Annotated in this window: 11 protein-coding genes; 3 read left to right on the top strand and 8 right to left on the bottom strand. The window is 67.6% G+C overall.

The annotated features are described in order from the left end of the window. Window positions 1-273 precede the first annotated feature (273 nt). On the bottom strand, window positions 274-534 hold the full coding sequence (locus GWI24_RS29950) for a hypothetical protein (RefSeq protein WP_210949015.1): 261 nt from the start codon (window positions 532-534) through the stop codon (window positions 274-276). After that, a complete protein-coding gene (locus tag GWI24_RS29945) occupies window positions 531-863 on the bottom strand; it encodes a hypothetical protein (protein WP_210949014.1) in 333 nt (110 codons plus the stop codon). The genes GWI24_RS29950 and GWI24_RS29945 overlap by 4 nt, the downstream gene beginning before the upstream one ends. A 441-nt stretch (window positions 864-1304) precedes the next feature. Here GWI24_RS29945 and GWI24_RS29940 point away from each other — a divergent pair, with 441 nt between their 5' ends. Together GWI24_RS29940 and GWI24_RS29935 are read left to right on the top strand one after the other, a co-directional pair. Beyond that, the gene (locus GWI24_RS29940; RefSeq protein ID WP_308344132.1) at window positions 1305-2048 is read left to right on the top strand and encodes a helix-turn-helix transcriptional regulator; all 744 of its coding nucleotides are present in this window, start codon (window positions 1305-1307) and stop codon (window positions 2046-2048) included. A gap of 3 nt (window positions 2049-2051) precedes the next feature. Next, entirely contained in the window at window positions 2052-2522 is a 471-nt protein-coding gene (locus GWI24_RS29935; RefSeq protein ID WP_210949013.1) for an NUDIX domain-containing protein, read from the top strand. A 10-nt stretch (window positions 2523-2532) separates the two neighbouring features. Here GWI24_RS29935 and GWI24_RS29930 read toward each other — a convergent pair whose 3' ends face one another. Further along, a complete protein-coding gene (locus tag GWI24_RS29930; protein ID WP_210949012.1) occupies window positions 2533-5673 on the bottom strand; it encodes a DUF3427 domain-containing protein in 3141 nt (1046 codons plus the stop codon). A 166-nt stretch (window positions 5674-5839) separates the two neighbouring features. On the opposite strand from GWI24_RS29930, the gene GWI24_RS29925 reads away from it, so the two are divergent. After that, entirely contained in the window at window positions 5840-6940 is a 1101-nt protein-coding gene (locus GWI24_RS29925) for an MrcB family domain-containing protein (RefSeq protein ID WP_210949011.1), read from the top strand. 77 nt (window positions 6941-7017) lie between these two features. Here the strand turns inward: GWI24_RS29925 and GWI24_RS29920 are convergent, their stop codons facing one another. The 5 genes from GWI24_RS29920 to trmB form a co-directional block, all read right to left on the bottom strand. Further along, the gene (locus GWI24_RS29920) at window positions 7018-8208 is read right to left on the bottom strand and encodes an Ig-like domain-containing protein (RefSeq protein WP_210949010.1); all 1191 of its coding nucleotides are present in this window, start codon (window positions 8206-8208) and stop codon (window positions 7018-7020) included. A 53-nt stretch (window positions 8209-8261) separates the two neighbouring features. Continuing rightward, the gene (locus GWI24_RS29915) at window positions 8262-9101 is read right to left on the bottom strand and encodes a hypothetical protein (protein ID WP_210949009.1); all 840 of its coding nucleotides are present in this window, start codon (window positions 9099-9101) and stop codon (window positions 8262-8264) included. Next, window positions 9094-9675, bottom strand: a complete 582-nt coding sequence (locus GWI24_RS29910; RefSeq protein ID WP_210949008.1) for a SigE family RNA polymerase sigma factor — start codon at window positions 9673-9675, stop codon at window positions 9094-9096. The genes GWI24_RS29915 and GWI24_RS29910 overlap by 8 nt, the downstream gene beginning before the upstream one ends. A 65-nt stretch (window positions 9676-9740) precedes the next feature. Continuing rightward, the gene (locus GWI24_RS29905; RefSeq protein ID WP_210949016.1) at window positions 9741-11357 is read right to left on the bottom strand and encodes a PrsW family intramembrane metalloprotease; all 1617 of its coding nucleotides are present in this window, start codon (window positions 11355-11357) and stop codon (window positions 9741-9743) included. A 350-nt stretch (window positions 11358-11707) separates the two neighbouring features. Then, on the bottom strand, window positions 11708-12460 hold a 753-nt coding region (gene trmB / locus GWI24_RS29900; RefSeq protein ID WP_210949007.1), incomplete at its 5' end, for a tRNA (guanosine(46)-N7)-methyltransferase TrmB.

The raw sequence follows: 12460 nt of genomic DNA, 5'->3' as shown, positions 1-12460 counted from the left end.
AATACCCCCCGACCAACCCACCCGCAGCCACAACCCCTGCCGGCACTCCAGCCATCCCGATACCTCCCATTCGAAGGATCTCCTCGCCCCGACCCTATGCCGCAGGACTTTGGCCAAGTCCCTTCTCTGCAAGCCGCCTGAGAAACAATGACCGGTCCGCGTCGAGCGGGTGCACGACGAGGACTCCGGTACCGTCGGCGCCGGGGTTCGTCGATCGATCCCCAGCCGGACCTCCCCGAAGCTGTCCAGGCGGTGTGATTCCGCCGCGCGGCCTCAGTACTTCTGTCGGCCACCTGGATAACGGACCGGCTGACGGCACTCCGGCGCGTCTTCGGGTGCAGGCTTGTCGCCGAGCGCATAACACAAGGCGGCGTGCAACTGCTCCGCTTCCATCACCGTCAGCACCAGCAACGCCAACGACACGCGACCGGGCCGGAGCACGTGAAGCGGCAGCTCAAGCAGGCCGCCTTTCCCGGGACGCAGACCGCGTCCCGGGGCCGGACCGACCTGCCAGCCCCCTGACATCTCACTCATTGCGCCCCCTCATCCGCCTGAGCCGATCCGTCACTCTCGGCCTCGTCGGGCACTGGGATACGCCCGCCGCGACTCTCCGCGATCCGGAGAACGTCTTGCAGCGCTTCGATCAGACGGTTCGAAAGGTAGCGGAGCTCTCGGGCGTCCACCCTCCGGTCGTTGAGCATCAGGCGGGCGTGGCCGATGAGTTCAGTGCCCATCTGGAGCTGGACCGCTTCCATTTCGTCAGCAAGCTTCGACAGGTAGCCCTCGCTGTCCGCATCGGAGACCAGATAGCACCGCTGCCCTGCGGGACCGGGCCACGGCAGCAGACGGGGACGTACGCTCATAGCGCCACCGCCTTCACGCCGTGCCCGACAGTCCGACATTGCCGCTCTTGGGCGACCACGTATGGCCGGACAAGACTTGTCCCCGCCCCGCCCCCACCACGCGGCACCCACACGTGAGCCACAGACACACGTGCCGTGCGAACCGCCGGCGTATCCGCACACGCCATGGCGGACCGGGTCCCGACGGCGCGATGACGGCCCGGTGCGGGCAGTACCAGCTGCAGCAGCCATTCCACGAGTCGGGCGATACGCTCTTGCACGTTGACGCTCCTTAACAGCGTTGACCACGCTCCCGGGCCGCCTGCAACGGTCGCGGGAGTCTCTTTCGCGATCATCCCGCTGTGATCAGGACGTAGGAACCTCCCTTAAACCCCACTCCAGGACGTCCCGCGTCGGATAGAACGTCCCTAGTGCCGTCCCGACATGTGGGGAGAGACTCAGGTGCCGAACGAGAGGCTACGTGCCGTCATGGCGACCGGAGGCTGGACGTACGCCACCCTCGCGGAAAAGGTCGAGGTAGATCCCAAGTCCGTTGAAAGGTGGGTCAACCTCAACCGTACGCCGCGACGCAGCACGGCCATCCTGGCAGCGGAAACGTTAGGAGAAGACGTGCACGCCCTATGGCCAGCGCTCCGTCAAGCGCGTCCCGCCCGAGCGGTCAGCCCCGAGCTCGTGGCGCTCTACGACCAGCGCGCGGACATCCCCGTATCCACGTTCGTGGAGATGCTGACGCAGGCCCGCGAACGAATCGACGTGCTGGTGTACGCCGCCGTCTTCCTCCACGAGGCGTACCCCCGCCTCAACGATCTTCTACGGGAACGAGCAGCCCAAGGCTGTGCCGTACGTGTCGCGGTCGGGGACGCCGACAGCCCCAACGTCCAGCAGCGTGGCCAGGAAGAGAAGTTCGGCCACGGCATCGAATCCCGCTGCCGACTTGCTCTCCTGCACTACCGCCCCCTCATCAGCACCTCAGGGGTGGAGGTGCGGACGCACGGAACGACCCTCTACAACTCGCTCTATCGTGCGGATGATCAAGTCATGGTCAACGCCCATGTCTGGGGCGTGAACGCGTACGGCGCGCCCGTCTGGCACCTGCGCCGACACGGCGAGGGCGGCATGTTCGACACCTACGCCCAGAGCTTCGACGCCGTATGGGCGACGGCGACGCCGGTACAGGGAGGCTGACCCGTGGCGCGGACCGAGTACTACGACGATCCGGAGGCGCCCGAGCCGAACAGCTTGGTTGTCGCCGCGTCCGCCGTCGTCACCGACGAGAGCGGACGCATCCTGCTCCAGCGCCGCCGAGACAATGATCTGTGGGCACTGCCTGGCGGTGGCATGGAAATGACCGACTCCCTACCGGGAACGGCTGTCCGTGAGGTCAAGGAAGAGACCGGCCTGGACGTGGAGATCACCGGACTCGTCGGCACGTACACCGACCCGCGTCACGTCATCGCCTACACGGACGGCGAGGTCCGCCGACAGTTCAACGTCTGCTTCACCGCCCGCATCGTGGGCGGCCAACTGGCGATCTCTCATGAGTCCACGGAACTGCGGTTCGTCTCGCCGGACGAACTTGCCGAGCTCCCCATGCACCACACACAGCAGCTCCGGCTTCGTCACTTCCTGGCCCACCGCGACCAGCCATATCTTGGCTGACCTATGAACGTTACCCCGCTGCGATGGCCGAGTAGGTCCAGACATCGGCGGGCAGCCGATGCTGGAGTCGCCAGACAATGCCCATGGGCTTGCTGCCCTCGTGGGATACGTAATCGGCGGGACCGAGCAGCATCCAGGGCTGAGGCCCCCCAAAGTCCGTCTTCTTGTAGCGCCGCACGAAGAGCAGCACATGGGATTCCCGTTCCCTGTGGTGCTGGTAGCGCTGCCCCGTGGGTGAGGAAGCAGACGTTTGGTTCTGCGATTCCCAGTGGAAGCGGTCTGGACTCATCGCGAAGTCCTTGTACCGGGTCTGCGGCGAGAAGTCCCTATCGTCCTTCTCGAGCGTGATGAGGAGCGCGTCCGTCTGGATACCTTCGCACCACTTCACGCCCTCGCGGAAATTCCCTGGGACGAAGCCGCCTACCTCTGCCTGCCCGAGGGCGGGCAGGATCTCCTCCCGACTGTAAGAGGCGTGGATGGCCAGTGGTACACCACTGTGCTCGCCCAAGAGCGGGATGGGGTAGTGGTCAGTGTGCTCCAGATTGTACGCCAGCACCTGGCTCAGTTCGCTTCGAAAGGCGCTCTGCTGGCACAACGACTCGAAGCCATCAGCATAGTTGCTGAACCCACCGCCTAGGGGCCACAAGGAGAAGAAGAGCATCCGTGCGTACGCCTGCCCCGATGCGTCGAGCGAGTCATACCCGGGGGCGTCATCGGCCAGCATCCGACGGTAGGCATTCACCCGCTGTGGGTCACTGACGTGGAGAAATGCGGAGACGCGCTTGAGGAGGGCGGCCTCCCCTTCGGGCGGCTCGCCGGTGAGGAGATTGGCTCGCCGCAACAGGCCCGTCCATGAGTTGTTGGCCCGGTAGAGCTCCTTGAGTTCGCGGCGGCTCTCACGAAGGTACGCATCGAGTCGCGGCTCGGCGTACGCCGCAACCTCCTGCGCCAATTGCCGCACGTTGACATTGATCTGGCTCCTGATGTTGTCCAGGATCCGGTCCTTGGACTTGCGGTCCAGGATGATCTGACAGCCAGAAGGGAGCTGAGGAAAATCTCGCTCCATGTGCTCGGTCAGCCGGTGGCGGGTGAAGTTCGTCAGCGCACGGAACTGCTCCTCGAATCGGAACTCCTTACGGTGCTGGCCGATGAAGTCGAGCACGGTGAGGACCGGCTTGTCCGGCGTACGCCGAAGCCCTCGGCCAAGCTGCTGGAGGAAGACCGTGGCGCTGGAGGTGGGGCGGAGCAAGAGAAGGGTGTCCACATCCGGGACGTCCAGCCCTTCGTTGAACAGGTCGACGGAGAAGAGAATCTGTACCGTGCCGTCACGGAGATCTCTCAGGGCCTGGGCGCGCTCAGCGGCAGGAGTGGAACCGTCGAGGGCCTTGGCATTGACACCCGCCCGACGGAAGAAGTCAGCCATGAAGTGGGCGTGTGCCACCGTGACGCAAAAGCCCAGCGCTCGCATGGTCCCTGGGTCGGTGACCTTTTCCTGGACGGCCTTGACGATGAGCCGAGCTCGAGCGTGGTTGCCGGTGTAGAGCTGGCTGAGCTCACTGGTGACATAGGAGCCTTGCTTCCAGGTGATCCCTTCAAGATCGGTGTTGTCCGCAATGCCGAAGTAGTGGAACGGACTGAGGAGATCGTTCTCCAGCGCTTCCCAAAGCCGCATCTCGGCCGCGATGTGGCCGTCGAAGAACTCATCCTGGACGTTCCTGCCGTCCATCCGCTCAGGTGTGGCGGTCAGACCAAGAAGCTCAAGGGGCTCGAAATGGTCGATGATGCGCCGATAAGTGGGGGAAACGCCATGGTGGAATTCATCGATGACCACTACATCGAAATGATCGGGAGCGAGCTCTTCGAGGGCCCGGGCGTTGAGAGACTGAACGCTGGCGAAGACATGCGTCCAGTCCTTCGGCACCTCTCCTCCGACGAGTAACTCGCCGAAGTTCGCATCGTCGAGCACCTCCTGGTAGGTGCGTAGCGATTGCTTGAGGATCTCCTGGCGATGGGCCACGAAGAGGAGGCTGAAAGGGCGCCCTTGATGGGCGCGCTTGAGCGCCTTGTAATCGAGGGCCGCCATGACCGTCTTGCCGGTACCGGTCGCTGCGACGAGCAAGTTCCGGTGCCGGTTGTGGATGTCACGCTCGATGCCGAGTCGTTCGAGCATGTCTTGCTGATGGGGGTACGGACGTACTTCTAGGCCGGACAGGCTGATGGCGTGGGTATCGGTCTTCTGCTTACCGCTGGCCAGCGTGAGGGCCTCGTCCAACCGGGTGGCATCGCGCTCGGGATCGTAGGTCTCAAAGGCGGGCTCAGCCCAGTACGAGTCGAAGGTCGCCTCGAACTTACGCAACACCGGTGGCGTCGCTACGGATGACAGCCGGACGTTCCACTCCAGGCCATCGAGAAGCGCCGTCTTGGAGAGGTTGGAACTCCCCACATAGGCGGTGTCATAGCCGCTGTGACGCCGAAACAGCCATGCCTTTGCATGGAGGCGCGTGGACCGCGACTCGTAGTTGACCTTGACCTCGGCGTTGAACTCCGTCACGAGGCGGTCCAGCGCGCGTCGCTCCGTAGCGCCGATGTAGGTGGTCGTGATGACGCGGATCGGCACTCCACGATCGCGAGCCGCCCTGAGCGACTCTTCCAGCACGCGCAGACCATGCCACTTCACAAACGCACAGAGCAGATCGACGCGGTCGGCCGTCGCCAACTCGGCCCTCAGCTCGAACCCGAGGTTCGGATCCTCAGGTGCGTTGGTGATGAGCGCCGTCTCGGACAGCGGCGTGGCCGGACGAATGCTGTACACGCCCGGTGCTTCCTGCTCAGCAATGGCCGTCAGCTGATGGGGCCCGTCCGCGATCAGGTCCACCCATTGCTTGGCCCCGTCGAGGGTGCTGATCGACTCGAGGATGTGATTCGCCGCGACGACCTGCTCTTCGGTCGTGAGGGAGATGAAGGTCTGGCGGACGGTCTCGCCGATGTGACGGGCGAGCACATGAGGCGAGGAGTGCTCACCCACCTTCTTCCTGATGGTCTTCCACCCACTGGCATCCAGGGCGTTGAGCTGCTCCTCAATCCGAGAGGTGATCAGCCGCTCATACAACCCAGGCACCGGCGCCGCCTGGTCCACAAGGTGATCGGCCATCGCGGCGCCTCCTCGTCTCGAATCTCTACCTGATGTTGTATCAGCGGCCCCTGACAGTCCTCAGGCGGATCAACTGAGATGGGGGTGGCCAGCCACGCTGCTCGAAGGTGATCGGACGTGATCGAGGTCAAGTCTTTGTCGGTCCGTTCGTGCATAGTTTTTGAGCATGGACATACGTGATCTGCTCCTTGAACTCGCCCGGACCTACGACGAGGGCAAGGGGACGTCGTCGGGCGTCCATGCACAGGATCTTCTTCGCAGGGCAGGGGAGGAGTGGGGGCACCTGCTACCGGCGGGCTTTGATGCCGAGGGCAATGGTGGGAGTGGTGGTGCCAGCCGGACTCCGTGGATCGGCGTGTACGACCCCGACATCACCCGCGATCCCAAGAAGGGCCTCTACCTGGCCTACATCTTCGCGGCTGACCTCAGCACGGTGACGCTCACGCTCCAACAAGGGGTGACGTCGCTGCAAGCGAAGTTGGGTGAGGGCGAGAAGCGTCGCAGGTATCTGCGGAGCAGGGCCAAGCAACTGCGAGGCGGACTAGCAAAGGACCTGGTGGAGGGGTGGGGCGCCCGGCCGGACTTCAAGTGCGGCGTGCTGAGAGCACGTTCTTATGAGGCGGGGAGCGTGGCAGCGCGAACTTACAACACCGCTGCCATGCCCACGGAGATCAGCCTGCGTGAGGATCTCTGGCACATGGCCGAAGTGCTGCAACACGCGGCTGCCGTGGAGCGGACCCTCAGGGACGAGATGGCCTCCAACGGGCTACCGGTCACCAAGCGCGTAGAGGGTGAGGAAGAGGAACACGCGGGGCTGGACGGCTTCCGCCCGAAGGATGGCAGCGACTACTACGTGCTTATCCGTCAGCGGAAGATCAAGAAGTCTCGTAGCCACGAAGTGCTGGTCCGCTTGTTCGGCGAGTACATCGAGGGGCGTGGCTTCGTGCCGATCACAACGAAGATGCACCCCAAGGACATTGTGCTGCGGCGGGACGGTGCGGAGTGGATGGTGGAAGCCAAGACCGTGAAGCGGGGAAACCCCACCAAGGCAGTGCGTGAGGCACTGGGGCAGCTCTACGAGTACAGCCACTTCTTGTACGAGGAGCAGGGGAAGGGCGAGCCGTTCCTTCTGGCGCTCTTTACCGAGGACATCAAGGCGTATGCCCCCTATCTCGAGAAGCGGGGCATTGCGTCCGTCTGGAAGACAGTGGACGGGTGGGCGGGGTCGCCTATGGCTGTCGCTTGGGGAATGGTCGACGAGCAGTAACGATCCTTCGCTCTGCGTGCTTGCGGGCACCCGCGCCCTGCTGGCGCGGGTGCGGGTGCCCGCAAGCGTGTGGGGACTCAGTGCAGGGCGCTGAGGTTTTGCCAGGAGGGGTAGGGGAGGTTCCAGTCGCCGAAGCCGTTGCCGGTGGAGACGGTGGCGCGGGTGGAGCCGGATATCTCGACGATGTCGCCTCGGGTGGCGCGGTTGTAGAACCACTTGCCGTCGGCGAGGGACATGCCGACGCAGCCGTGGCTCTGGTTGCTCTGGCCGAAGTAGCCGAGGCCCTCGTTCCAGGGGGCGGCGTGGGCGTAGGTGCCCGAGGTGGTGAGGTGGACGGCCCAGGGGACGTCTTTGTTGTAGGGGTCGGCTATGCCGACGGACTCGCTGGTCATGTTGACCATGGGGGCCTTGTCGAGGACGACCATGGTGCCGTTCCAGGTGGGGTAGGAGGGCTGGCCGGCGGATATGGGGATGGTCTTCTGCTTCTGGCCGTCCTCGTAGACGGTCATCGTGTGGTTCTTGATGTCGACCTTGGAGATCCGGGGCGTGCCGATGGTGAAGGTCGTTGAGACATCGCGGCGGAGGTAGCGGGAGTCGCCGGTGTTCACGCCGCTGAGGCGGGCTCGGAGGGTGACCTTGGTGCCCTTGTGCCAGTAGGTCTTGGGGCGCCAGTCGACGCGCTCGATGCCGGTGAGGGGGTCCTTGACCCAGCCCCAGGAGCCTTCGGCCTTCGGGCTGGTGGAGATGGAGAGCTGGCGTTCCACCGCTGCCTTGTCGGTAACGGGATGGTCGAAGGCCAGGGAGACCGGCTGGCCCACGCCGACGGTGGCGCTCTTGGACGGGGTGACGGTGACACCGTTGATCTGCTGGGCGGCGCGGGTGCGGAAGGTGGAGTGCTGGACGGCGGTCTTGCCGGCGGCGTTGGTGGCCGTGGCCTCGACGGTGTAGGTCGTGCCCGGGGTCATGGTGCGGTTGGAGCGCCAGCTGGTCTTGGAGTGGGAGAGGGCGCCGGTCACCGTGACGGCCTGGGAACCGGCGCCGTCGGGGGCGATGCGGACCTTGGTGAGGGTGCCGTGGGAGGCGGTCACCTTGACCGGGGCGTCGGGGGCTATCGCCGCCGAGTCGCTGCCTGGGGCGATGGTGATCCGGGCGGGCTTGGCGTCGGCCGGGTCCACCGAGGCGGATTTCGACGCCGACTGGCATCCGGCGAGCAGGGCGACGGCGATGGCGGGCACCGTGAGGGTGCGCAGGGAACGTACGGAGAGCACAGAGGACCTCTTGCGGGAGTCGTGAGGGGCGGTGGCGGGAGGCGAGGAGCGGGTCAGCAACGCCTCTTCACCTCCTCGGGGTTGGCCCGGTAGGGGCCGGGGGAGGCGGTGGCGGTGGGATCGAGGCGCCACAGCGAGACCGATATGCAGTAGGCGGAGGGGCCGTCGGTGTAGTCACCGGACGGGCTGCCGAGGCCCTGGGCCTGGAGAACCCCGACCCGGGTGCCCGAGCGCATCAGGACGACCTGGGCGTCATGCGGTGCGCGGGACGAGTGCCAGCCGTAGGTCATGGTGGTCGGCTGGTCGGCCGCGAGCTTGGGTGACGAGGTGGTGCCCACCGCCTTGGGACGGGCGCATCGGTCTTTCAGCGTCTCCTCGAGGGAGGCGAAGACCTTCGCGGCCTCGCCGTCGCTCGCATAGGCGTTGATGGTGTGACGCGCCTGCTCCGCCTTGCGGCCCTGATAGTCGCGGGTGCGCTGGGCGACGGGGCGCGGACCGTCGAGGCTGCAGCTGGGGGAGAGGTCGAGCAGCGGTGCCCGGCCGTTGTCGGTGGAGCCGGTGGAGTCGGCGGTCTTCCAGCGCATCATCGCGTCGAATGGCAGCGCCGAGGGGCGAAGGAGGGCGCTCGCGGGGATCGGCGCCTCCGGGACGCGGTCCGTTCGCGGGACGGGTGGGGCCGCCGGGAGCGTACGGGTGGAGGCGTCGCCCGGCAGCAGCCGCCACGAGCCCGCGGTCACGGCGGCCACCGCCAGGACGGCCGCGGCGGCGATCGCGGCGCGCTGCCGTGCGCGGCGCCGACGGCCCCGCGCACGCACGGCTTCCGGGCCCGCCAGACGTATGGAGGGCTCGACATCGCGAGCGATATCGCGCAGGCGCTCGTCCAGATCAGCCATGGGAGGGCACCTCCTTGGGGTGGCAGACGGGCGGATGGGGAGCTGGTACTGGTGCCGGTGCCTTGGTGTCGGCATCGGCTTCGGGGTCGGCTAGATGGGAGCCGAGGGCCTTGCGGGCGCGGCTCAGCCGGGTGCGCACGGCTCCGGGGGAGACGCCCGTCTCCCGGGCCACCTGCTCAATGGGCAGATCGAGAAGGTGGTGCAGGACCACGGCCGTACGCTGCTCGGGCTTCAGCCCGCGCAGGGCATGGACCAGCGCCACCCGGTCCGGGGCGAGATCGGGTAGATCGGGGGGCGGGCCATGGCGGAAGTGGGCCCGCATGCGGTTACGGGCGCGGCGCCAGGAGCTGACGGCGAGGCGCAGGGCGACGGTGCGCACCCACGGCGTGGGATCACCCTCGGCGGCCAGCCGGTCCCAGCGCTGCCACGCTCGCGCATACGCCTCCTGCACCGCGTCCTCGGCCTCGGCGAGATCGCCCGTCGCCGCGTAGACCGCGGCCACGAGCCGCTTCGCCGTAACCGTATAGAAATGGTCGAAATCGGATGGTGTGGATGAAGGTGATGGTCCTGACATGAATCCCCCGCGCCCCCGCGTGCTCCCCGCTTCTATGTAGGAACACGTCCGAAAGGGGCGGGAGGTTACAGACGACTTTCGGGGCCGCCGGATCCGTACGCCACGGGGGAGGTGTGGGGCGTCGCCGAGTTCGCGGGCAGGTGCGGGCTCCGCGGTGGTTGCGGGGTCTGCGATGGCTGCGGGGTCGGGGTCTGCAGTGGTTGCGGCGTTCGCGGTGGCTGCGGGCCGTGCGGGGGAGGGGCGCCCCACGGCGCGTAGGTTGGGTGGGGCCCGTACCGCGCCTGGGCACCGGAGCCGGGCTCGTAGCCGGGCCCGGGGCTGCCGTGGCCGTAGCCGGACGCGGGGCTTCCGTAGCTGGACGCGGGGCCGTAGCCGTACCCCTGACCGCTTCCGTAGCCGTACGCGTACCCGCCGCTGTACGGCCCCGCGGGCCAGAACGGTGCGGGCATCGTGCCCGGGGCCGGCCGCGGCACGCGGCGCGGCCGGGGGAGCGGCACCGACAGCGCCGCGTGGGCCAGGGCGGGCTGGGCCGTCTCCCGCCGCTCCCACAGCCGGTCCAGCAGTTCCTTCTCGCGCGCGGTGAAGTCCGGCCCCGCCGTACCCCGGTACGCACGCCGCCGCAGCAGGGCCAGCGAGGTCGCGAAGGCGGTGTACTCGCCGACCGTACGGGCCGCCGCCGCGCCGTGGGTGCGGCGGGCGAGGTCGCGGGCGATCCCGCGGGCGCGCATCGAGGACAGCGCGAGGGGCTCGGGCGGGGTGAGCCAGCCGGCCGTCTGGTAGGCGGTGAGCTGCTCCCGTATCGCGCGCAGTTCCTTGGTGCGGGACCAGATCGTCAGCCAGGTCAGCAACCCGAACACCGGGACCATGAACAGGGCGTAGACGATGAGGAAGCCGTAGCCGCCGAGGGTGGCCGACCCGTTCCAGACGCCGTGCAGGACCATCGCGGTCAGCAGCATCGCGATCGGTATGAGGACGCGGCGGACGCGCTGGTGCCGCGCCGCCGCGGCGGCTATGCCGAAGCCCACGCCCGTCATCGAGGTGAAGAGGGGGTGCGCGAAGGGGGACATCACGGCGCGGATGAAGAAGGTCGCGGCCGTGGTCGACCGTATGCCGGAGTAGCCGAGGGTCTGGTCGCTGACGAAGGCCGAGCCGAGATAGAGGATGTTCTCGGTGAAGGCGAAACCGGTGGCGGTGATTCCGGCGACGACGACCCCGTCGACCAGCCCGTTGAAGTCACGGCGGCGGAAGAGGAAGAGCAGCAGGACGGCGGCCGCCTTGGCGCTCTCCTCCACGAACGGCGCGATGAAGGTGGCGCCCCAGGTGTCGGCGTCGGCCTGGCCGGTCGGGGACGAGGAGTCCACGGTGGTCATGAGCCACTCGGTGGCGAAGCCGTTCGCTATCAGCGCGACCAGCGTTGCCGCGCACGCCCCCCAGGCGAAGGCGAACAAAAGGTTTCGCCAGGGCTTGGGGTCCACGCGGTCCAGCCACCGGAAGACCGCGATGATCAGCGGCACGGGGAGGACGGCGAGGCCGAGCCCCACCAGGAAGCCCTTGGTGCCCGTCTGCTCGCGCACCAGCGCCAGGATGATCAGGCCGGAGAGCGAGAGCAGACCGGTGAGCGCGGTGGCCCGGAGCGCCTTGTTGTGCCAGACACGGGCGAGGCGGCCGCCCGGGCCCCACAGCCGCTGGCGGGGCGGTTGCGGCCAGCCCGCCGGTGCGGCGCCGGTGTCGAACCACGGGTGCCGGTCACCGTACGGAGAGCCGTAGGGCGTGCCGTACGGGGCGTCGGCGTGCGGCGGCGGCGCTGCCTGTGCCGCTTCGTACGGTGCGTCCCCGTGCGGGGCGTCGTCCTGCGGGGTCCCGTGCGGTACGCCGTGTGGTGCCTCGTGCCGCGCTCCTCGCGGCGCCTCGTACGGCGGCGTGGCCGGTCGTGGTTCGGGCGGCTCTTGCGGGGGCGGGGACTGATGCACTCAACCGACCCTAACGAAAGGGGGAGGGGGACTCAGGGGTTATGCCCATCCCCTTGGGGTCGTTATGTGTCGTTGCGGCGGAAGATCAGGTCATGGACGAGGTGTCCCTTGTCCAGCCCCTGGCCCTCGAACTTGGTGAGCGGCCGGAAGTCCGGGCGCGGGGTGTAGCCGCCGTCGGCCTGGGAGTTGTCGAAGGCGGGGCTCGCGGAGAGGACCTCGAGCATCTGCTCCGCGTACGGCTCCCAGTCGGTCGCGCAGTGCAGCAGCGCACCGGACTTCAGCCGGGCGGCGGCGAGCTCGATGAACTCGGGCTGGATGAGGCGGCGCTTGTGGTGCCGCTTCTTGGGCCAGGGGTCGGGGAAGAAGACCCGCAGTCCGGAGAGCGAGGCGGGGGCGAGCATCTCGCGGAGCAGGATGATCGCGTCGCCGTTGGCGACCCGGATGTTGTCCAGGCCGTTCCGCTCCGCGAGCGCGAGCAGATTGCCCTGGCCGGGGGTGTGGACGTCGGCGGCGAGGATGCCCGTGCCGGGGTCGGCGGCGGCCATCTGCGCGGTGGCCTCCCCCATGCCGAAGCCGATCTCCAGGACGACGGGGAGGTCCGGGCGCGGGCCCGCCTCTGTGGCGAACAACTCACCGAGGTCGATCCGGCTCAGCCCGTCGATGTCCAGGCCCCACTGCGGCCACAGGCGGCGCAGCGCCTCACCCTGGCCCGGGGTCACCCGGCCGCGGCGGGGGCGGAAGGAGCGGATGCGGCGCTCGTGGTGCGAGCCCGCCGGGTCAGCCACGGGGCCACCGGGGAACATCGGCTCGCTGCG

The organism is Streptomyces sp. MK37H (genome assembly GCF_018035285.1).
GTDB lineage: Bacteria > Actinomycetota > Actinomycetes > Streptomycetales > Streptomycetaceae > Streptomyces > Streptomyces endocoffeicus.
Note: the sequence above shows the minus strand (reverse complement) of the source record. Positions and strands in the feature narration are given on the sequence as shown.

What these genes read in the sequence shown, in the direction of transcription:
- GWI24_RS29915 (WP_210949009.1), bottom strand. Translation starts at nt 9,101, where the DNA reads ATGGCTGATCTGGACGAGCGCCTGCGCGATATCGCTCGCGATGTCGAG.
- GWI24_RS29950 (WP_210949015.1), bottom strand. Translation starts at nt 534, where the DNA reads ATGAGTGAGATGTCAGGGGGCTGGCAGGTCGGTCCGGCCCCGGGACGC.
- GWI24_RS29930 (WP_210949012.1), bottom strand. Translation starts at nt 5,673, where the DNA reads ATGGCCGATCACCTTGTGGACCAGGCGGCGCCGGTGCCTGGGTTGTAT.
- GWI24_RS29910 (WP_210949008.1), bottom strand. Translation starts at nt 9,675, where the DNA reads ATGTCAGGACCATCACCTTCATCCACACCATCCGATTTCGACCATTTC.
- GWI24_RS29945 (WP_210949014.1), bottom strand. Translation starts at nt 863, where the DNA reads ATGAGCGTACGTCCCCGTCTGCTGCCGTGGCCCGGTCCCGCAGGGCAG.
- GWI24_RS29925 (WP_210949011.1), top strand. Translation starts at nt 5,840, where the DNA reads ATGGACATACGTGATCTGCTCCTTGAACTCGCCCGGACCTACGACGAG.